Source organism: Burkholderia sp. 4M9327F10 (assembly GCF_005503145.1).
GTDB lineage: Bacteria > Pseudomonadota > Gammaproteobacteria > Burkholderiales > Burkholderiaceae > Paraburkholderia.
Window position 1 is genome coordinate 45,717 of record NZ_SCNV01000025.1, and the last position, 20,960, is coordinate 66,676.

Annotated in this window: 16 protein-coding genes, 1 tRNA gene and 2 pseudogenes; 11 read left to right on the forward strand and 8 right to left on the reverse strand. The window is 60.7% G+C overall.

Annotated elements, in window-relative coordinates; translation table 11 throughout:
• The first annotated feature begins 26 nt into the window (after positions 1-26).
• Genes FFS45_RS21900 through FFS45_RS21910 form a run of 3 tightly spaced genes read left to right on the forward strand, consistent with a single transcriptional unit; the run spans position 27 to position 4,030 of the window.
• Positions 27-1,445 (forward strand): protein kinase, encoded by a 1,419-nt coding sequence (locus FFS45_RS21900; RefSeq protein ID WP_137956724.1) that lies wholly within the window; start codon positions 27-29, stop codon positions 1,443-1,445.
• An 18-nt stretch (positions 1,446-1,463) separates the two neighbouring features.
• A complete protein-coding gene (locus tag FFS45_RS21905) occupies positions 1,464-2,627 on the forward strand; it encodes a UvrD-helicase domain-containing protein (RefSeq protein WP_137956725.1) in 1,164 nt (387 codons plus the stop codon).
• On the forward strand, positions 2,624-4,030 hold the full coding sequence (locus FFS45_RS21910) for a hypothetical protein (protein WP_137956726.1): 1,407 nt from the start codon (positions 2,624-2,626) through the stop codon (positions 4,028-4,030). The genes FFS45_RS21905 and FFS45_RS21910 overlap by 4 nt, the downstream gene beginning before the upstream one ends.
• A 366-nt stretch (positions 4,031-4,396) precedes the next feature.
• Here FFS45_RS21910 and FFS45_RS21915 read toward each other — a convergent pair whose 3' ends face one another.
• The gene (locus tag FFS45_RS21915) at positions 4,397-6,262 is read right to left on the reverse strand and encodes a replication endonuclease (protein ID WP_137956727.1); all 1,866 of its coding nucleotides are present in this window, start codon (positions 6,260-6,262) and stop codon (positions 4,397-4,399) included.
• Positions 6,263-6,395: 133 nt separating this feature from the next.
• On the opposite strand from FFS45_RS21915, the gene FFS45_RS21920 reads away from it, so the two are divergent.
• Both FFS45_RS21920 and FFS45_RS21925 read left to right on the forward strand, forming a co-directional pair.
• Positions 6,396-6,701 carry a hypothetical protein gene (locus FFS45_RS21920; RefSeq protein ID WP_137956728.1) on the forward strand — a complete coding sequence of 102 codons (306 nt, stop codon included), beginning with the start codon at positions 6,396-6,398 and terminating at the stop codon, positions 6,699-6,701.
• Between the two features lie 237 nt (positions 6,702-6,938).
• Positions 6,939-7,319 (forward strand): hypothetical protein, encoded by a 381-nt coding sequence (locus tag FFS45_RS21925; protein WP_137956729.1) that lies wholly within the window; start codon positions 6,939-6,941, stop codon positions 7,317-7,319.
• Between the two features lie 14 nt (positions 7,320-7,333).
• Here the strand turns inward: FFS45_RS21925 and FFS45_RS21930 are convergent, their stop codons facing one another.
• Together FFS45_RS21930 and FFS45_RS21935 are read right to left on the reverse strand one after the other, a co-directional pair.
• The gene (locus tag FFS45_RS21930) at positions 7,334-8,083 is read right to left on the reverse strand and encodes a hypothetical protein (protein WP_137956730.1); all 750 of its coding nucleotides are present in this window, start codon (positions 8,081-8,083) and stop codon (positions 7,334-7,336) included.
• Positions 8,084-8,655: 572 nt separating this feature from the next.
• Positions 8,656-10,359 carry a recombinase family protein gene (locus FFS45_RS21935; RefSeq protein ID WP_137956731.1) on the reverse strand — a complete coding sequence of 568 codons (1,704 nt, stop codon included), beginning with the start codon at positions 10,357-10,359 and terminating at the stop codon, positions 8,656-8,658.
• Between the two features lie 27 nt (positions 10,360-10,386).
• Here FFS45_RS21935 and FFS45_RS21940 point away from each other — a divergent pair.
• The 3 genes and pseudogenes from FFS45_RS21940 to FFS45_RS21950 form a co-directional block, all read left to right on the forward strand.
• Positions 10,387-10,581, forward strand: a pseudogene (locus FFS45_RS21940) (YkgJ family cysteine cluster protein); the annotation flags it as partial.
• Between the two features lie 80 nt (positions 10,582-10,661).
• Positions 10,662-11,246 (forward strand): DUF1439 domain-containing protein, encoded by a 585-nt coding sequence (locus tag FFS45_RS21945; protein WP_137956732.1) that lies wholly within the window; start codon positions 10,662-10,664, stop codon positions 11,244-11,246.
• Positions 11,247-11,321: 75 nt separating this feature from the next.
• Positions 11,322-12,158: an undecaprenyl-diphosphate phosphatase gene (locus FFS45_RS21950; protein ID WP_137956733.1), complete on the forward strand. Its 837-nt coding sequence runs from the start codon at positions 11,322-11,324 to the stop codon at positions 12,156-12,158.
• Between the two features lie 107 nt (positions 12,159-12,265).
• Here the strand turns inward: FFS45_RS21950 and trmB are convergent, their stop codons facing one another.
• Positions 12,266-13,093: a tRNA (guanosine(46)-N7)-methyltransferase TrmB gene (trmB, locus tag FFS45_RS21955; RefSeq protein WP_137956734.1), complete on the reverse strand. Its 828-nt coding sequence runs from the start codon at positions 13,091-13,093 to the stop codon at positions 12,266-12,268.
• A gap of 170 nt (positions 13,094-13,263) precedes the next feature.
• Positions 13,264-13,337: transfer RNA gene (locus tag FFS45_RS21960), tRNA-Gly, on the reverse strand.
• 786 nt (positions 13,338-14,123) lie between these two features.
• On the opposite strand from FFS45_RS21960, the gene FFS45_RS21965 reads away from it, so the two are divergent.
• Both FFS45_RS21965 and FFS45_RS21970 read left to right on the forward strand, forming a co-directional pair.
• Entirely contained in the window at positions 14,124-15,011 is an 888-nt protein-coding gene (locus FFS45_RS21965; protein ID WP_137956735.1) for a hypothetical protein, read from the forward strand.
• Positions 15,012-15,213: 202 nt separating this feature from the next.
• Entirely contained in the window at positions 15,214-18,327 is a 3,114-nt protein-coding gene (locus tag FFS45_RS21970) for a tetratricopeptide repeat protein (RefSeq protein ID WP_137956736.1), read from the forward strand.
• A gap of 61 nt (positions 18,328-18,388) precedes the next feature.
• On the opposite strand, the gene FFS45_RS21975 is transcribed toward FFS45_RS21970, so the two are convergent.
• The 3 genes and pseudogenes from FFS45_RS21975 to FFS45_RS21985 form a co-directional block, all read right to left on the reverse strand.
• Positions 18,389-18,952 (reverse strand): YggT family protein, encoded by a 564-nt coding sequence (locus FFS45_RS21975; RefSeq protein ID WP_137956737.1) that lies wholly within the window; start codon positions 18,950-18,952, stop codon positions 18,389-18,391.
• Between the two features lie 190 nt (positions 18,953-19,142).
• Positions 19,143-19,235, reverse strand: a pseudogene (locus FFS45_RS42895) (EthD family reductase); the annotation flags it as partial.
• A 77-nt stretch (positions 19,236-19,312) separates the two neighbouring features.
• A complete protein-coding gene (locus FFS45_RS21985; protein WP_137956738.1) occupies positions 19,313-20,251 on the reverse strand; it encodes a DUF2520 domain-containing protein in 939 nt (312 codons plus the stop codon).
• Between the two features lie 271 nt (positions 20,252-20,522).
• On the opposite strand from FFS45_RS21985, the gene FFS45_RS41800 reads away from it, so the two are divergent.
• Entirely contained in the window at positions 20,523-20,684 is a 162-nt protein-coding gene (locus FFS45_RS41800; protein WP_171029713.1) for a hypothetical protein, read from the forward strand.
• Positions 20,685-20,960 lie beyond the last annotated feature (276 nt).

The window sequence follows — 20,960 nt, forward strand, 5'->3', positions numbered from 1 at the left end:
GACGACGTCTTCACGGGGGAACTGTCATGCCAGCACTCGACGAAAAAATCGTCGCCGACGTGGCCGAACGGCTTCGCCGACACCTCGCGGGTAAAGCGGGATATGGGGAAGCGAAATACTTGACGTCGGGTGGTTCCGCAGCGGTGTTTTTGGTTCCATCCCCTACGGGTCAGCGCGTGTTCAAGGGCTTTAACCCGAAATTCTTTGACGGACTCACCGGGGCTGCCGAGCGAAAGCGCTTAGATGTGCAACGCAAGCTAATAGGGCATCCCTGCCCCTCGCTAGTCCAGACATTCGAAGTCGTCGAAGCGGAGGGTACCGCTTTCGTTGAAATGGAGTACTTGGACTGGCCGCCGCTCACGGAGGCGCTCGTCACGGTACCTGATGAAGCTGTGGTTCCTTTGTTCACCCAGCTTGTCGACGCAGTTAAGTTTTTGGATACGCTTGGGATAGTGCACCGTGACATCAAGCCCGAAAACATCCACGTTTCAGCGGATTTCACGACGCTCAAGCTGCTCGACCTTGGCGTCGTGCGAGAGGTTGAGCAGAGCGACGCGCCGGATGGCGCTATAACGGACCATGGAAGTACTCGACCGTTTCTTGCTACGGCGCAGTACAGTTCGCCGGAGTACCTGTTCCGACTGGACGAGCCGTCGCCGAAGTTCTGGAAAGGTTTGAACTTTTACCAGCTTGGCGCTGTGTTGCACGACCTCATAGCAAAGCAGCCTCTATTCCAGTACGAGATGAGCCTGGAAAACAGATGGCTTGTCGCGCGAGCGGTGCTCTCAAAGGTGCCCGTATTCTCTGACGGAAATCCTGCTCGATTGGCGAGCCTCAAATCACTTGCTTCGCGTTGCCTTGTGAAGGATTTGGAATCCCGCCTCCAATTGGTGGGCTGGGAGGATTTCAATTTGGGCGATGCGAAGGACCCCCTTGCGACATTGCGAGCTAGGCTTGCGAAAGGCAAGGTGAATGCCGGTGGCCAAATGAGCGCAGCAAACGCTTCCCGGCTAGAGTTCGATAGAGGCGAATTCTTCCGGCGCTTTTGCGAAATGGTGCGGACCGAACTCTTGCAGGTGTGCGGAACTGATATGCCCCTCACGCTCCGTCCGTCGGCTCCTGGAGATGTGCAGGTTGCTCAGTTACTCTTAGCTGTAAGCGCCGAATGGACGGTTGAGTGTGAGCTACATTTCGATTGGCAGCAGCCGCTTTATGAAAGAACCGTCAACGTGTCGCTCCGGGCAAAGCTGGTGCGAGCGGCGCAGGCCGTTGGTAACGTCGGAACTAGCACGCGGTTGGTCGCCGTAGCTACCATCGGGGAGAATGAAGCAGAGGGGGCCGCGTCGGCTGCCGGTGCTGTCGCGAATGCGGCTGGCTCTGCTCTTGACCGCCTGGAGGGCGCAGCGGATGCAAGCACACTCCACGACGCCGACCTGGTTGCTTAACCCTCAAGGAGCAAAAAAATGAACAAGGGTTGGTTTAGGTCAGTAAAAGAACTTGATGACGACCAGAAGGCGTTCATCAAGCTTCCTCCATATGGCAAACATTCACTGGTTGGGCCGCCTGGCTCGGGGAAGACAAATCTCTTATTGCTTCGTGCAGAATTTCTTGCAGGTACCGGTGAGAAGAATGTCCTTATTGTTACCTATACTCGTGCGCTGGCCGATTTCATTCGAACAGGTATCGGAGCCGCAGGCCTAATATCGCCCGACCAAGTTAAAACCTATCATTCTTGGGCATCGGACCATATTTTTCAGTATTTGGGCCGGCCGGCATTGCAAAAGAATATTGATTTTGATGACCAGTCACGCGCCGAAGTGCTGGCGTTGGTGAAGGAGGCTAATCTCAAAATTCCCGCGCCCAAGCTCTTTAGTGCAATATTCGTAGACGAGGCGCAAGATTTAACATCCGAAGAGCTGGAAGCTCTCTTGGGTTTAAGCGACAACGTTTGTATTTGTGGCGATGGCCGACAAGGAATTTATAATCGCGATGGACTGGCTGTCGCTGAAAAGCTAGGTTTGCAGCAACACACTTTAAAGCGCCATTTTCGTATTGGTCAGCGTATCGCTCGTGTCGCTGACCGACTATTGCCACCCGCGTCGGGTGCTAACAGCCTCGAGGCAACATCGAACTACAACCCCAAAGAGCAAGGGGAGTCTAGCGCAAAGATGCATCTCCTGAAAAGCAGGGATGAACAGTTCGAGAAGATGCTAGAGATGATACGTGTCCAGCTTGACGCTTTTGCTGGCGATACAATCGGAATTTTTTGCGGGAAAAAAGATACTCGAATCGAGTTGCGTGAAAGATTCAATGCTACTGACCTTGCCGATAAAGTGGCAGTCCACGGAGTGGACGCTGATTCTACTTTTATGGGTGGACGTCCAATTCATGTTTTAACTATTCATGGTGCTAAGGGGACTGAATTTAGAGCGGTGCATATGTACGCCACCGAAGAGCTTGCCGATTTTCCGTTAAATCGTTCACGATTGGGGTTCACAGCAATAACGCGTGCAAAAACCGCGCTGAACGCTTATCGCACAGGCGACACGAACAAACCGCTCGAAAACGCATTTTCTGAGCCAACGCACTTTGACCTTGAAGATTTACTGCCAGGTGACGCAGCATGAATGAACCCACCATTCGTTGGCAAATATTTCCACGGGATATTGTTCCCGATGTGCTATTTGGTGGACGCCATACTTTAAGCGGTCCCGCGCATTTCTCGATTGAACCCTATGACCTAAAAGATTCGCGTGTAGCCGTTGGGTATTGTGATTCGAGAATGAGAGCCGACTATAATCCGCCCGTCCTCTTAGTGCTGGGGGATGCGTCGGCCGTCGAAACACTTTCGTGGCTCAGAACATATGCCCCTGAGACGGCACCATTGAGTCAGTACGCACGGGTAGTATCTAGTCAAGATTGGGGGATTTTCGGCAGGACGCAGGAAGACATGCGCGATTTGCGCGAGGATATTTGGTCGTCTGTCATTCTGGGTGAAGTCTTAGCTCAGGGTGAAACCGATGTCGAACTGGCGTCTGTTCCTCTATCTCGCGCTGGAGCGTGCTTCTCGATGGCAATCGCGCGGGCTGCCTGTATGCATGGGACGGGTGAGGCGACCAAGATTTGTGCTGACCGGCTGAGCCAGGTCGAAGCAGACAGACGTTTCGTGCGGCGCTCAGTTACGGTTAGCGATTTGATGCCTATCTGGGCGATGGCGGGAGGGCAATTCGGACCGCCCGTCTCCGCCGAGGAGACCGCTAACTTGGTCCTCGACGCTGCGTCGAAGTTTATGCGCGACTCCGCGCGCGCCGCGTTATTTCCCACGTCGATGAAACTGCGGAACATCCCAGGTCTCTCAAGCGATTCTATCGAGGAACGGGTTCTTGCTTTTCAACGTCTTTCGACGGAACTGACAAATGCAGAGGCACACGTTGCCAACAACGGGCTGCCTTCTGTCCTGCTCGCGGCAGCCGCATTTTTAGTAGGTCGGAGCACGTCTCACGAATTCCTGCTGCGTCGCGTAAGCAAGCGATTCCCTACCGCACTCGCATGGTACGGGCTGATTGCCGGGCTGGCAGGTCCGTCGACGTGGGAGGCTGGGTGGTCCAAGGCTGTAAAGGGTGTAGAGCGGCAAGTGCGGCAGCGTTTCGACTGGTCCGAGTCTACTGGATTCGACTTATGTTGGATTGAGTATTCATGGATGGCCAACACTTTCGACGGGCCCGATGCATTCAATTTGCTCCCGAAGCTCTTGCCCCGGGTCATCTCAATCGAAGCCATCCCTGGCGCGGCATGTCAATTTCGCTTGGCGACTGGTTCTTCGCCGGACTCGGATGCTAGGTTACCCCATGACAGTGCTCGCGAAAAAGACCTGCAAGCCGCTCTGGCGCAGTTTGTGACGCTGGCTAACCGGGCTCGTCACCTGCTCGAAGGGGGCAATGTGCCCAGTCAACAGAGCTTGGAGTTTGATAGCGACGACATTGCGCGCGGACGTTCAACTAAGGGCAAGAAAGGGAAAGCATCGAACTAAAAGACTAGGCAGGCGATTGACCAGCGCGTCGTCGTCGTGCCTAGTCGCTATCTAGCAGACCGTGGACCAAAAAAACTTCCGAATAGTTCACAGTCGCTCCAGCAGCCTCGTTTCGCGATGCTTGTACTAACCGCTGTCTCCAACGGTAAGCTTGGATAACTAGGCAAAGTTTTCCGGCCTTATCCACAGTGCCAGGCTATGCCTGACCCCGTGGATAAGGCCGGTCTCAATAAAACTGGCAGTTTTCGCACGTGGCCGACCCAAATCGGGCGGTGTTTCGCGGCACCGCTGACAGATTTTCAGCGTCCAGACATGCCACAGCCTCCACCGCAACGGAGACCTCGTCAAGATTCTGAATCGAAGGCACTAGGCGGATACGTCGATGCCTGTCATCTCAACGAAACGGGCCTGCGCCAGCTTGATGGCCATCGGAAGGGTTTTCTGCGGTGCGAGTATCCATTCCGTCAGTCGGGTGTGCAAGGCTGCGATGACGGTTTTGACGGAGCGCCACGCAAGTTTTGTCGTGATTTCGCCAGTGTGCCGGTTAACCCGTGAGGCCGGGACGCGCTGACGCGTACGCTCGACAAGCGTTATTCCTTTGATTCGCTCAATGTTTTCGCCATAGGCGTTGAGGCCGGGTTCGGTTAGCCGTCCGATGCTTTGCCGGGAGATGCCCTTTGGTGGCTTGCCGCACGCAGCGAGGCCGCCGAGTGCCTGGATAAATCCCTTCGCATTGCCGCGCTGACCTGTACCCGAGTTGATTCGGCCTTCCTCGTCGGAACCCCGCGCTAGCGCCCACAGATGCCGCAGCTCCGGTCGGTCCGGCGCTGCGGCCAGACGGCGCAATTCGTCCCACGCGGTCAAACATTTTGCGACGCCGAACAGCTGGCCTGCATTGATGCCCCATAGACTACGATAGGCATCGACCCGCCGTGCCGCCGCCTTGTGTTCCTTGCGTTTCGCTTTCTTCTCTGCATCATTCTCGATATCGGGAAACAGACCGACCTCGTTGTTTAGCTGCTCTCCAGCATCGACCGTCTTGAGCAGATATTTCATGGCGTAGCTCGCGCCGTTCGATATCGAGCGGTCGATACGCGACAGCTCGACCTGCGCGCCTTCATTCGCGTACGTCAATGGCCGGCTCACCCTGGCAAACAGGTCGGCGCGGCTGTCGAATATCCGGTCATTGGCGGTGTTTTTTTCGCCCTGACGGCTGGGCGCGCGGACCTTCAGCTTGTTGGGGAAATACTTCATCACGGTGGCAAGAATCGCGGCTTCCGCGTCGGGTTGATACAGCAGCCAGATGTGCCAATGGGGGCAGGCGTCCTTGTGCGGCTCAACGACGCGCAGCCCGGACAGGCCGACGCCCGCGCGGTCGAGGTCACGCAAGATGGACTGCCAGCGCGTTGCCATCGAGCGGTGGGCGTCGCGCGGACTGGCCCCGTTCCATGAACCGGTGCCGTGGCTCGGGTTGGGGTGCCACTCGGGTTCGAGCGTCAACGTCAGCATGCCCGCCGAGAGTCCAGCTTCCTGTGCGAGTTCGTCCATTGCTTTCGTGAACGCATACAGCTTCGCGAAGCGCGATTTCGGAGAGCTGGCGACCTGCTCCAGCGTCAGGGTTTTCTGTTCGTCGCCGGGCATCAGGTAGCGCGGTAACAGGATGGTCTCTTTCATCCACTGGTCCTGCCTGCGCAGCTGGGCGACACGCGTGGAGAGTTGAACATCCGAGACGTAGGCTTCAGCACGTTGGCCGACCAGTCGCAAGCGCAGAAAGAGGTGTTCACGTTCGCGCAGCAGGCGTGTTCGGATGGCGCGTCTCCAGAACCTGGCGTCATTGACCCGTGCCAACTGGCTCGATACGGTCTTGCCGGGCACAGGCGCACCGAGTCGTTTCTTTGCCCAATCGAGCTTGCGTAGTTCTGGCAGGTGGTGCTTCGCATAGCGCAATGCCAGCTCGCGAATGTCCTCTTCAGTCGCGTCGAGGTATCTCGCGAGCCTCCCGGCGGTGCCGGTCAACCCGTCGCGGTAGTTGTTGAGCGCCTGTGTAATGGCCTTCAGGTGCGGCGCGTTACGCTCGGCAAATAAGTGAGGAAAGTCGGCCAGCGCCGTCCAGGGACAGTCTTCAGGGAAAAGCGGCGAAAACGTTCGGGCTAGAAGTTCGCGCTCGCGGTCGGCGCAGGCACGGGCAATCAGGGCGTTGACCCCAGAGGTCGAACGTAAAGCGTGGGTCATTACAGCGTCGCATCTTCAATGGGATGCGACGTGTAGCTACCGGTTTATCGCGCTGAAACTGTGCGCGCCTGTCGAGCGTGCCTATACGTTGTCGTGAGGAGGGGCGCTATCGTCCCCTGAGAGGAGTGCAGTGATGCTCGATACCGACTTTCTTCGACTTGCGTGGCTTGCGTGGCTCGTCTACGGCGGCGACACCTTCGCCGCATGCGTGGCCTTTGAGCAGTTCGACGCCACGCGGCATATCAACCGCGTCAACCTCAGCCACGCTCTTCGCGATGGCTTCGAAGTCTCCCGGCGCACCCATGCATGGCTCGTCGGTGAACGGCGGATACCGCTCTCGCAGTTTGTCGAAGACGTTGCGCATGCCCGTGGACGCGTCTCCAGCGAGATTGCCGGGGGCTGGACCCGCCCGGTCCTGATACGCCGCGCTCATCTTTGATGCTGCTTTCGAGTGGGGAAATGACGTAGGAATCCGCCCCAGCAGGATGTTTCGCTGGAGGTGTGACTATACGTTGGTGACGCGGCGAGTGCGTCGCATCTGGGAGAGGTGCCCGATACCCCGGCCCGCAAGGGCTGGGGTATCACTTTTTTTCGGCGTGCAGGCTAAAACCGGTTCATTTACGTAACCGGACCGATTTGAGCATCGGCCTCAGCCACCTTGCCGGAGAAATTTCAAATGAATCAAGTTACCCAACGCCGCCGTCCGTCACGCCAACCGCAACTGCCGCCACTGCGCGAAAGGTTCGCCACCGAAAGCGGAGCCCAGGCGGCCTGGCGTCTGTTCGCCGCGTGCTGGCGACACGACGGCGGCAACACGTTGCCGGTTGCAGCGTTTCTCGTCGGGCTTTACAACGGACGCTATGCGTCGGCTGACCTCGCATGGCTCAGCAAGTGGACCGATGACGCAACGTTCGAGGATTTGCTCGCGACGATGCGCTGGATTCGCGCGAACTCGCAATACGAAATCCACCACATCTTCGCGGGCGACGGCGGCGAAACCATGCTTGCGCTGATGCAGCGGTTTGAGCTTTGGCCTCAATCGGGCCGGGAGGACTGAGCGCGTTCAGGCGTTCAGGCGGCCAGCACGGGAAGCAGCCCGTCGTACCACAGGCTGCCCGTGACGGGTTCGCCAGCGACCAGGCTTTTGTCGACGGGCAATAGAACGAGTTCGACATCAGCAGCCTGACTCTCGCTGATGTCGCCTTGAGTGAATGCATCGGCAAACGAGCGGCACATCGCACGCAGGGCGTGGACGTTCGTGCCGACAATCGCAAGGCGAGCCAGGTACAGGTCGGGAGCCAGTTCGGCAAGTCGGTTGCCGGTGGGCAGATAGCGGCGACTGAAATGGACGACCTTCGCGCGCTCGCGCCGATTCTTCCATGCGTTCTCGACCTCTGCCCAGATGAGCCCGAACGGGGTATCGACAAGGGCGTCCGGTACCTTGCCGTCAACGCTGACGACTGGCGAAATGCCCGTCTGGATTTCATGTTCCGTCCAGGCGGTTGTGCCCTCAAGGATATGGCCGATGACGTACCAGTTCGCGCAGGCGCGGTGGACGGTGTTGCCAAGCGGTAGGCTGGCACCGCTGCGCGCCGGCAACCCGGTCGCCTCGCTAAGGAGGCGGGCACCGGCCGCTGAGAGCGTATAACAGTCACCGCCGTCAGGCAGCGGGCGGCGCAGGATAAGTTTGTCATCGGCGAGCGTCTTTGCCGCGCGTCGTGCCATCGCCGGCGCTTGCCTAGCAGTGGGCCAGACGAGCGCGGCAATCATCCGGCTGGTCAGCCAGCCGAAACGGTGAAGGTTCGTGAGGATGGCGAGCATGTTGCGTTCGCCAGTGGTGCGGTTGTCTATGGTCATTCTGTCGTTTCCCGTGTCGCGGCACAGGAACACCCTTGTGCCATCGACCCGTATAGGAACGACACAACGACAACACCGATGCGACCTCCCGGCCGCATCAGCCTACCGGCCCGCTTTCCTCGCTGGACGCGAGACGCGGGCCTACGCGCTAGGGCGCGTCACGGCTTGAAAAGCAGCGCCACCCCCCGCCGCTCCGCGCCGGGGCAACCCCCTCGGCCCTTTTCATGCACGACACAAGCCCCCGGCGTGGCGGGGGCTGTGGCGCGCATGAAAAGGCGTGGCTGGACGCCCCGGTCTGCGACGCCGACGGCGTTGCCCCGGCGCTTCGCTCTGGGGGTGGCGGGGCTGTGCCCCCAACGAACTAACCAGCGTGGGCGCTGGCCCGCACGTGGACCGTGCTCACGTTCGTCGGCTCCCCCGGCCATCTCGGCCTCGCTAGGGCGAGGCGCATCGCTGGCGGCTGCGGGCTGGACGCCCTTGCCCCACCGCTACGCGGCGGCTCCCGGAACACCGAACGTTAGGACTCCCATTAGCCACTAATCGATGGCCTCTTCGGCTTTCTTTCGCCGTCGCGGAGTGGGAACTACGCACTGACCCGTGAGTGCGCCAAGAAGCCTCGGGCTAGGGGTGAAGGTGGCGGCTCTTCCGTCAGGTGTTTCAATCCATTCGGGCTTCTGCGTTGGGTCAGGGAGCGGCAAAGCGATTGTGTCTGCGTCTGCCTTCAACTGGACTACGACCATTTCTCGCGGCCAAATCCATAGTGCCTCAACGCACAAAATCATTTTCATGTGCGTTTCAGCGCGGATACGCTCAGAGGCGTCGTCATCGGAATACAGCGCTTGCAATACGGCATCTGCATCGTTGTCGTTGTCCGGAACGTATGAAGCAGCGCGTAGCTGGGCTTCAAGAATCGCCGCGCGAGATTCTAGGGCTGGAATGCCGCGCTCGCATTCTGCGAGCCGTTTTATGAGAGTAGGAATGGGTAGCTCCGCCTGCTCAATGGCTTCGGCAAGGCGGGACCGCCGTTTATCCAAATCTGAAATTTCTCCTTTCACTGACGCCAGCTCATCACGCAGAGACGACAGCCGCGTGTCGTCACCCAAATGCTCGGAAAAATAACGATAGAGGAGCGGGATAAGAGCACGTTCCAGTTCCTTTGCATTGTAGTTAGGGCAGGAAGAAGCGCCGCGATGTCTGTCCGAGCAGACATATTGTGCATATCCTTTGCTGTTTTTCTTGCTGCCGGCTTTGGCCTTGCGCGCTAGTGTCGCTCCGCAATGACCGCAAAATATGACACCTTGGAACACATTGCGATAGGTAGCATCCCGCCTGTTCGGCTTTCCACGTCGTGCGTCAATTGCAGCGTTCGCGCGAAAGAACAATTCCTCGCTGATAATTTCCGGATACCATTTTTCGACGACTTGTCCGCTCGGCGTCGATTGGCCGTCACGGATGACGTGGAACTCAAGTTCACCAAGGACAGCGCGATTCCGGACCAATTTTGTGGGCAGCGTCGTGTGCCACCCGGTTCCTTTTTCTCGTGCTGACAAGCTAGGGACCAGCCAGTTTTCCGCGTTAGCTTGTTTAGCGATGGCTACACCACCGTAGCCGGAAGCCGCAAACTCAAACACCTTCTTCACGATTTCAACTAGCTCCGGAATCTCTTCCCAATCGGAGCCATCAGCCGTGCGGCGCAGCCATCCCGGCGCTCTTCCAAAAACGCTTCTATCAAGTTGCTCGCGCGCACGGTCATGGACAGCCCGGATGCGTTGCGATTTGACCCGGGATTCATCGTGCCCGCGATACAGGAGCATGACCGACAGCATAAAATCCGCAGGGTTGGTCAATCGCTCCTTCGACCACTCTTGGCCATCCATCAGAGTCACGCACGTGATACCCGACTGCACGATGCTCAGTAGCAGCGTAACGGCAGTAGGTAAATCAGCGCGAGTGAGCCGGTCGAGATTTTCGATAATCAGGTAACTTCCCTGAGGGACCAGTCCACCCGAGACGGCTTGCAGGAACGTAGCCAGCGCGCCTCGCGAGATGTTGTCCTTATTGAAGCCTGAAACGCCCAAGTCATGGATGGACAATTTCTCATCCAGTGTCCACCCGTGCCGAGCGCACCACTCGCGTGCGCCAGCAGTTTGCCGTCGCAGGCTATCGCCCGAGGCCTGTCGAGGAGTTGAAAAGCGTATGTACGAAACGACGAGGGGTTGGCTCATGTGGTCAGAATTCATATCATGCTAGTATCCCATTATAAGACAGATGGCAAGCCGGCGGGCATTCGCTGCGTGCAACTCGGCGACGATCTGCGCTGCGCGATCTTCGGCCGGCCCGAGCGGCCGGCGTGCTGCTCCGGCCTGCAACCTCAGGCGGAGATGTGCGGCACGACGCGCACCGAGGCGTTGGCCTGGCTGATCCAGCTCGAAACGCAGACGCAGCCCACGGCGCGCGTTTGAGCGCGTCTGATCCCGTCCTTGCGCGCAACAACATCATGGTCCGATCCCCGCCACGGGGCTGTTTCAACTGGAGAGTTCGCATGACCCAACCCGTCGCGCCGGCCCGGCGCCGCTTCCTGCTCACGGCCAGTGCTGCTGTGGGCATCACGTTGTCGCTGGCGGCTTGTGCGTCGTCGACCTTCCCGTTCATCCCATCGCACTACACGTTCTCGCAGCAGCAGGTGCAGGACGCCGTGCAGCGCAAGTTCCCTTACCAGCGGACCATCTCGCAGGTGTTCCAGGTTGCGCTGACCAATCCGGTGGTCGGCTTTCTGCCGGATAGCAACCGTGTCACGGTGCGGCTCGACGCGCACCTCGCCAGCCCGTTCCTGCAGCAGCCGGTGGACGGCGTGTTTACGCTGTCGAGCGAGCTCGCCTACGACGCCGCCAGCCGCTCCGTGGTCCTGAAGTCGCCCAATGTGGACAGCGTCAACGTGAGCGGTGGCGCGCAGGCCTACACGCAGCAAATCAACGCTGCTGCTGAACTGTTGGCCACGCAACTGCTGAAGAACTATCCGATTTACACCTTCAAGCCCGAGCAATTGCAATTCGCCGGCGTGAACTACGAACCCGGTACAATTACAATTCTTACAAACGGCATACGCGTGCAGATCGTCGAGAAATGACGTATACGCGGCCGGCAGGGCCGCGTGTTGCTGCTTGACCCGCCCTGATTCGAAACCTGGCGATGAGGGGTACGGATGGACTGGTTACTGGCTGGCAAGGCGTTGATACTCGGGGTCGTCGAAGGGCTGACGGAATTTTTGCCGGTCTCGAGCACGGGTCATCTGATCGTTGCGGGCAGCCTGCTCGATTTCACCGGAGCACACGCCAAGACTTTCGACGTCGTGATCCAACTGGGAGCGATTCTGGCCGTGTGCTGGGAGTATCGCCGGCGCATCGGCACGGTCCTCGCTGGATTGCCGGCGCGGCCCGATGCAAGGCGTTTCGCGCTCAACGTGGTGATCGCCACCATCCCGGCCGTCGTACTGGGCTTGATGTTCGAAGCGACAATCAAGTCGGCGCTATTTGCGCCGTTGCCGGTGGCTCTTGCTCTCGTGGTGGGCGGCGTAGTGATCCTGTGGGCCGAAGCGCGGCAGCGCACTCGCGGGACTGTGCCGCCGCGCGTGCAGTCGGTCGACGCGCTAGGTCCGCTCGATGCGCTCAAGGTTGGCCTCGCGCAGTGCTTCGCGCTGATTCCGGGCATGTCGCGCTCGGGTTCGACGATTATCGGCGGCATGCTGTTTGGTCTTGAGCGGCGTGTGGCGACCGAGTTTTCCTTTTTCCTCGCCATGCCGATCATTTTCGGTGCAACGGCCTATGAGCTGCTCAAGAGCTGGCACCTGCTCTCGGTGGATGCACTCGGGATGTTCACGCTCGGCTTTGTGGCCGCGTTCGTCAGTGCTTTCGCATGCGTGCGCTGGCTACTGCGCTACATAGCCGCGCATGATTTCACGGCGTTCGCGTGGTATCGGATCTGGTTCGGCCTGTTGATCCTGATCGTCGGTTATAGCGATGGTCTGAACTGGTTTGAGTGACGGGTTCGTTGTTGTCCTTAAGTCCTGAAAGCAAAAAAGGTCCGCGTGCGTGCGGACCTTTTTGCTGCTTCTCTCTGGCTGTTTCGGAGCCGGCGACAGTGCTGCGCTTAGCCGCCGCTGCGCCGCTTGAACACCAGGTCCCACACGCCATGACCGAGCTTCAGGCCGCGGCGCTCGAATTTTGTCACCGGACGGTAGTCCGGGCGCGGCGCATAGCCGTCGGCCGTGTTTTCGAGCGCGGGTTCGGCGCCCAGCACTTCGAGCATCTGCTCGGCGTAGTTTTGCCAATCGGTCGCACAGTGCAGATACGCGCCCGGCTTCAGGCGCGAGACCAGCAGCGCGACGAATTTCGGTTGAATCAGGCGGCGCTTGTGATGCCTCGCCTTGTGCCACGGATCGGGGAAGAAAATGTGTACACCGTCCAGACTCTGCGGCGCGATCATCTGTTCGAGCACTTCGACCGCATCGTGCTGGATGATGCGAATGTTCGACAGTTGCTGTTCGCCCATCAGCTTGAGCAGCGCACCGACGCCCGGCTCGTGGACTTCGACGCCGAGAAAATCGTCGTTGGGGCGATGCGCTGCGATCTCGGCTGTGGTCGCACCCATGCCGAAGCCGATTTCCAGTATGCGAGCGGCGTCGCGGCCGAACACGGCGTTCCAGTCCGGTTGCTGCGGCGTGTAGGGCAACACGAAGCGCGGACCGAGTTCGTCCATTGCGCGGCGCTGGCCAGTGGAGACGCGGCCGGCGCGCGTGACGAAACTGCGGATGCGGCGTAGGCGCAGCGCTTCTTTCGAGTCGTTTGCTTCTGTTGCCTCGCCGGCGCTGACGTCTTCGCTGAGGTCTTCGCGGGTGATGGACGGCTCGTGGTTCGCGTCGTCAGCGGTTTGGGGAAGCGCGTCCGGCTGGCCGGCTTGGTTCGGATCGTGGATCATCTTCGATGGCTACAAAAAGGTAGCGGCAAGGTGAGGGCGGTAGGGACGCCGCTGCGTGCACCGGAAGGCGCGACTGCATCGAGCGTAGCAAGTTACCGCCGTCAGTACGAAAAAGCCGCCTTCATAGAGGCGGCTCTCGTGCTGGATTCCGCTGAGGGTCAGCTTGAATGTGGAGCGGGCGATGGGAATCGAACCCACGGCTCTAGCTTGGGAAGCTAGGGTATTACCATTATACGACGCCCGCAGAGCGCGCTATTTTACGCGGGATTGGGGTGTTTAGGCAAATGCGGCTCGGGCGAGCGGGGTGGAAAGCGGGGCCGGGGATGCGCACCTTGCACGTTTTCCGGGCAGCTTGAAGTCACCCTGTCGGCACCTGACCTCCTGCAGAATGCGCCTGCATCCAGCGGAAGCGAGCCACCTCCGTTGAATTCGTTTAACTCCATGAATTAAAGAGAAATTTCAGATCATTAAGCGTTGCTTGTTCAATGAACCGGATTGGTTTTGGTCAATGGGAAGCCGGGTTCGGCTTCGTCTCGGCATGTCAAATATTGCCTCTAAATGGCGAACTCATGAATTGCACGGGTTCGGAAGATAACACCGTTGACAGTGTGAGGAAATTGATGTCCTTATTCGATTACGTTAACACAGACCGCCCAGCACTTCACCGCTCTCCGATATTGATCCAAATCGCATAGATAAGCGCAGAACACCCGATAACCCTATCAATGCGCCTTGGATATTGACGCTGAAGCCCATCACGTGGACTCCGCCATCGTCCACCGGGAAATGCCTTTTCACCTTGAATCTCTCAAAACCCCTACAGAAATATTAAAGCCTGCAGGGATCTTGCCGTATACCTCTTTAGCACTATTTCAAATTATTACAGAGAACCACATAAGCGACTTTTGTCAAGTGGGCTCCCGAGTAATTCCGAGAATTAGTGCTAACAGCAAAAAATCGAGGTCGTTCAAACTAACGGCACGAGCTTGCGGATTCCACAACCGCGCTTGTCCAAATAAAACAAACAGATATGAAAAACAAAGCAACATTGGCGTTGTCTCTGCTTGCGTCGCTGGTTCTCACCGCTTGCGGCGGCGGTGGCGGGGGTTCCAGTTCAGCCACACCTTCATCTAGCAGTGCTTCTTCACCGACGACTGCAAGCGCACCGGCCGCAGCGAGCGCGCCGACGCCGGCTTCCACGCCCGCGGTCAAGGGTGAATCTCTGCCTAACCTGAGCAGCCCGCAACCCGGTTCGACTGCGGCGACCGGCAACGGTCTCACAGGTATCTGGTCTGCGTCGTCGTCCCTGAACAAGACGACAGCCTTTATCGATCCGCAAAACGACATCTCGTACCTGAGCACCATGGCTACGATTGCCATGTCAGAGTTCTTTGGCGTACTCACGCCGACGACCTCGACGTGGACGCTGGCCTCGGGTGGCCAATTCCAGACGCTCTCCTACTACACCGCGAGCGCGGGTACGGGATCGTTCACGGCGAACAGCGCGTTCAGCGGCAGCTATGTCGCCAACGGGAATACGGTGAACCTGTCCTGGACCTACGACCCGGCTAATGCACTCGCGGTGAGCCAGTCAACCGTGGCCGGGACGTGGACGGAGAACCAGACCTCGCTCACGATCTCGAGCAGCGGGGCAGTTTCCGGCACGATGAGCAACTGCCCGGTCACCGGTACGTTGATGCTGACTACGGCCGGTTCCAGCCAGAATCTGTACACGCTGAACGTTACGACCGGCACGGGTTCGTCCTGCCAGATTCCGAATGCGACGCTCTCGGGTAACGCGGCGATTGTTTTCCTGCCGATCACCAATAGCAGCCTGTACGCGCGTTCGATCCTGTACGTGATCCACACGGCGAGCAACAGCGGGGTTGCATACGGCCAGGTGACGTTGGCGCAATAAGCGGCGTTTCAGCCGCCGCCGCTGCCGTCTTCGCAGAAGAAGATGGCGGCGGCAAGCGATCCCCTCTGTGTATAGCGTCACGCGCAACTGCCTTACCGCCGGTTGCCGGTCATCAAGTTTTTCTCACCATTTGCCGATACTCTTGGGTTGGCACAGAATCGTGTGCCGGTTGCCGTTGCACGGGCTTCTCCCACGAGATCGAATGAACCATCCTACCGGCCGTTTGCGTGGCCTGCCGCTGCGCCGTCCAGTCTTGCGCCGCCTGTGCGCCGCCCTCGCGCTTGCCGCTCCGGCATTCTCGCCGTGGGACGTCGGCGCCATGCCCGCCGCTGCAACCGCAACCAGCGCAACCTGGCTCGTCTCCGCCGCACCCGCCGCACCGTCCGTCACACTGCGCGCGCCGCTTGCCGTTTTCAGCGATCCGACTACCCCATGCGCTTTGTCGAGCACCACTGAATCCTGGGCGGTGTCGCCGCTCGCCAAGCCGGCGCAGCAGTTCTCCACGTGCGCGGCTGAAGCGGCCACTGGCCGCCTCGATGCACGCGCGCTGTACGCCCAGATGGTGCTGTTCGGCTTCGGCACCCAGCCTGACGCCGACCGCGGCATCGCGCTACTCGAAGACGCAGCGCGCGACGGCTCGCTAGTCGCGGCGCGCCTGCTCGGCTCGCTCTACCAGCAGGGTTTGCGGGTGCCCCACGATGACGCAGCCGCACGCCACTGGTTCGCGCTGGCAGCGGACGGTGGCGACGGTTTCGCAGCCGACGCCCTCGGCCTGATGAACTACAGCGGCACCGGGGCACCCGCCGACAATGCGGCGGCCTATGCCCTGTTTGTCACTGCTGCTGAACATGGCGACGCACATGGCGCGGCTAACGCTGGCCGTCTGCAGATGAACGGCCAGGGGGTGCCGCGCGACGCCGCTGGCGCGGTCGTATGGTTCACGCGCAGCGCCGTGGGCGGCGATGCGGACGGCGAGTTCATGCTCGGTCTCGCGCTGCTGCAAGGCAAAGGCGTGGCGCAGGACATCCCGAAGGGCAGCGCATGGGTGAGCGCTGCGGCGGATCAACATCTGCCGGCCGCGCAGGCCATGCTGGCCGACCTTTATCTGAGCGGCGCCGGCGTGCCGCACGATCCGAGCCGCGGCTTCGCATTGATGTCGAGCGCGGCGCGCGCTGGCGTCACCTACGCGCAACGCCGCCTTGGCGATCTGTATGCAAGCGGAACCGGCGTCGCGCGCAACGACGCACGGGCCCGGGCGTGGTATCGCAAGGCCGCGCTCGATGGCGATCCGTTCGCGCAGTTCGGCCTCGCCTTCGAATATCGCAACGGCCGCGGCGGCCCAGCCGATCCGGTAGCCGCGATCGGCTGGATGCGCGGTGCGGCCGATGCCGGTGTGGCCACCGCGCAGAACGATCTGGGCACGATGCTGCAGCATGGCGAGGGCGAGCCGCGGAACCTGGTCGAAGCGAGATCGTGGTACGAGAAGGCGGCCGCGCAGGGGCTCGCACTCGCGTATTTCAACCTCGCAGCTCTCGCTCTTAACGGCGAGGGAACGCCGCGCGATCATGCGGCTGCGTATCGGCTCGCCCGTGAGGGGGCGCGGCGCGGCAATCCGCAGGCCATTGTGATGGTCGGCAGCCTGCTGTTCAATGGCAATGGCGTTGCAGCGGACAAGCCTCAGGCCGTCGCCTGGTATCGCAAGGCGGCCGATCTCGGCAGCGTCGAAGCAGCACGCGCAACCGGCGTGCAGTACCTGAGCGGGATTAACGTGCCGCGCGATCTCACGCTCGGTGAGCAGTACCTCGAACGTGCCGCTCAAGCCGGCGACCCGCAGGCGCAGCTACTGCTCGGCGCTCATCTGCTCGATCGCAAGCAGGCGGGAGACGGCGACGCCGGGATGGCGTGGATCCAGAAGGCCGCCGCGCAGCACTACGCTCCGGCGTACCTGATCCTGGGCCGGCTCTACTGGAATGGCACCGGCGTGGCAGCCGACCGGCGCGCCGCAATCGACTGGTTCACGCGTGGCGCGCAAGCGAACAATCCAGGTTCGCTGCTCGCGTTGTGCGTCGTTTATTTTGGCGGTGTCGGCGTGGCGCGCGACAGCGTGGCCGCAACGCACTGGTGCACGGCCGCCGCCCGTGGCGGCGATCTCTCGGCCATGCGTCTGCTCGCCCTGGATCCATCTCTCGCCGGACCGGACACCAGTGCTCGCGCTTACTGGATCTGGCGTCTTGCGAGCCGTGGCGAATCCCGGTACGAATCGCGGCTGGGTGACGCCTACGATCTCGGTAACGGCGTTCCCGTCGACTACAGCGCGGCGGTTTACTGGTTCCGTAAGGCGGCGGAGCAGGGCGACCCTGAGGCGCAAGAGTCGCTCGCGTGGCATCTGCTCACCGGGCTCGGCGGCGTGCGCGACGAACGTCAGGCATTCGAGTGGGCGTCGCGCGCGGCAAAAGGCGGTCCAATGGGCAAGGAGCTGCTCGGCTTCGCCTATCTGTCCGGGCGCGGTGTCGCGCCTGATGCGGCGGCAAGCCGCGGCTGGTTCGAGAAAGCGGCGGCGGGCGGCGTGAGCTGGGCCGGTACCGACCTCGCGCGGCTTTACGAATTGGGCGAAGGCGTGCCGCGCGACGATCGGGTCGCGCTGGGTTGGCATCACGTGGCTGCGGCGAACAAGGCCGATGCGTCGGAGATTGCGCTGGCGCTCAGGGCGCTGGCAGAAGGGGACCTGCACACACTTGATGCCAACGAGCGGCGTTGGTTGCTGGAAGATCCGCCGTCAGGCGAAGCGCCCGGTGTGGGTCGCATGGTGCGCACGAGCGCGAACGAGGCGGCAATGGTTGTGGCCAATGGGGTGCAAAATGCGGCGCCCAATGAGGTGCCTATTGGAGTGGCTAGTGCAGCACCCGCCCAGGCGCCGAGCGCGGCGGCCAAGCCAGCATTTCGCGCACCGTCCGGCTCGGCGCTGCACGCACTAGCTGAATGGGACGCGCTGTTGTGTCTGAACCGGGCTTTGATGGGCGATGCGCTGATGCAATACGAACTCGGCATTCGCTATCTGACCGGCGACGGCATCATGCTCGACCGTGCCCTGGGCGACGCGTGGCTCAAGCGCTCGCTCGCGAGCTTTGCCGCTGAGCCGGGCTTCGGCGCCTACGCGCAGGGCACGCGGATTGTCGAAGCGCGGGTTTCGGCCCGCCTGAGCGCTGACGAGCTCGAACGCGCGCAACGCCTCGCGGATCACCTCCTCGCGAGCGTGCCCGGTAGCCTCGCTGCGACTGCATCGAGAGGCTCGGCCGAGGCGATCGTCGCGCCGTGATACGCGTATCCCGTTGGACGGCCGCGGGCCCGCAAGCCGCGCCGTCCCACTCTCAGGTCGATCAGATGACGAAATACGTCAGTTGCACGGCGGCTCGCGTGACGATCATCAACAGCACCTGCACGATCACGAACAACAGGATCGGCGACAGGTCGATACCGCCGAGGTTCGGCACCACGCGGCGCAGCGGATTCAGAAACGGCGCAGTGAGCTGAAGCAGAATCGGCATGGCGGGCGAGCGCGGATTCAGCCACGACAGCAGCGCCATCAGGATCGTCAGCCAGATGACGAGGTTGAGCCCCCACTTGATGACGGTCAGCACCGCGACGATCAGCAGGGTGGGCCAGAGGCCAAGCGGGTCGACGCCGGTCACGGCCACCATCAGCATCACATACACAACCGCAGCGATCACAGCGGCGAGAATGCTTGCCCAGTCTATATTGCGTGTGCTCGGCACGATGCGTCGCAGCGGCAGCACAATCCAGTTGGTAGCGTGCAGCACCGCGTTGGAGACCGGGTTATACGGCGGCAGGCGCACGACTTGCAGCCATGCGCGCAACAGCAGCGCCGCGCCGAACAGCGTGAAAACGGTATTGAGCAAAAAACGGGCGATATCGCCGAACATCGTGTGTCCTTTTCCTTCAAGGGAGCGGCCGGTTGGGAGCGGCCGCCGGGCGCCGGCTCGTCATGCCTTGCGAGCCGTCGTGTTCAAAACTTCATGTGCTGTGCACTTGCATTTACGCCAGGCTGGCTGCGTTGGCGTGCGTGTTTCGCGAGGCAGCGTCTGCGCGTTGCGGCGGTTCTTTGATTCGCCTCGCCGCAAGCGGCATGTGCCTGTTGCAGTAGTCATCCGTGTCGAAATAGCCGTCTTCTTCCCGATACGGATTGAGGATGCTGACCTTGATCATTATGCGTTCTCGTCGGTTGGTCCCGGAGCGAGGCGCAGCCGGATTGCGCGCTGCGCCGGACGTCACATTATCACGGCTTACTTGACGCTAGTACCCGCCGGCACCTGATTCAGCGAACGCGCGAGCGATTCTTCGACGGCCTGCGCGATGGCGTCGATCGTGGCGGGGGGCGTGGCGCGGCGGCGTGCCAGTTCGACGGCCCGCCGCGTCATCAATCCGTACAGCGCCGCGTGGTCGCCGCCAAGGCCTTCGAGCAGGGCAAGCTGCTTGCGCACCACGCCGGTATCGCCGCGCGAGACGGGGCCGGCGAGCGCGTTGGGCAAGCCTTTGTCGCGCGCTGTCTGGATGGTGCCGGCGAGCATCGGCAGCAGGGCGCGCAGCGCGTCGTCTTCGGCGAAACCCAGGGTGCGCCACAACGCCACGCACTCGGCAAGGCTGCATAGCGCAAAGCTGGCCGCGTAGTGGGCTGCTCCGTGGTACAGCATCCTGGTGCCGGGCGGTATCGACAGCGGATGGCAGTGCAGCGCCACCGCAAGCGCCGTCAGGACTTCCTTGAGCTCGCCATCCGCTTCGATGGTCACCGAGCAGCCGCTGATGCGCTCGATATCTGCGAGATCGCCACCAAACAGGTAAAGTGGATGAAAACCGCCGGTCGATGCGCCTTGTGATCGTGCCGCGGCAAGCAATTCCACTGGCGACGCGCCGCTGCAGTGCACGAGCGCGCGCAGGCGCCCGGCTGTTGGCGGCGAATTATCGAAACGCAAAGTGTTCGCCGTCGTACCGATGCTGTCGTCGGGAACGGCTAGAAAGACGATATCGGCGGCGTCGACAACCTGCTGCGGGTCGTCGTAGGCCGCACACTGATTGAACTGGCTGGCGAGCTGGCGGGCCGATTCCGCTGTGCGGCTCGCAATTGCCGTCACCGGATAGCCGGCGCGGGCAAAGCCGTGCGCGAGACAGCGCGCGAGGCGCCCTGCACCGATAAAGCCGAGACTCGGCATAGAGGACTGGGACATGGTTCCGGCTCCGGACGGCACGTTGGACTGAAAGCTGGAGTATCGCGCATTCAATTTACGCTCGGGCGCTGTCGGCGCGGCAATGCGCCGCGCAGGTGGCGGCAGGGATGATTTCCTCAGATCAATTTTCGCGCGATATGGCTTGTGGGGCGGATCATCCGCGCCCGCGCGCCCTACAGGCCCGAAAACTGCTCACAATTTCTAGGGTCATTGCGTTTAGCAGTCGCGGTTGGAGTTTTCTCTGTCTCGCAGTCAGATTCGGGAGGTCACAATGAGCATCTTTTCTTACCGAAAGCACTTGCGGTTCTTGACTCATTCGCAGCGCCGCCGCTGGTGGGACCAAAAAAAGCGCCTCACGCCACGCGTCAAGATTAGCGGCGCCTATGTGCCACCGAATGTCACCCGCGAGTTCACCTACGTCAAAGTCGGTTGAGGATTTGTCTCTCAAGTAGGAAATGCCCGGTGCTTGCGCCGGGCATTTGCGTTTACAAGCGCTGCCCACGTTGAGTCGGCGCCAGGTCCGTTGAGGACTGAAGTGAATTTGTAATTAAACATTACCGCAGCAGTGAGCCTGGTGCCTCGGCTGCCGGTAAAACCGCCCGCAGCGTACCTGCAATCTCGCGCAAACCCTTAGTTTTCAAGACTCAGCGATCGCTTTGCGTACAGCAGGCACGCACGGCGAATTACGGCGTATCTACACCGATTGCAA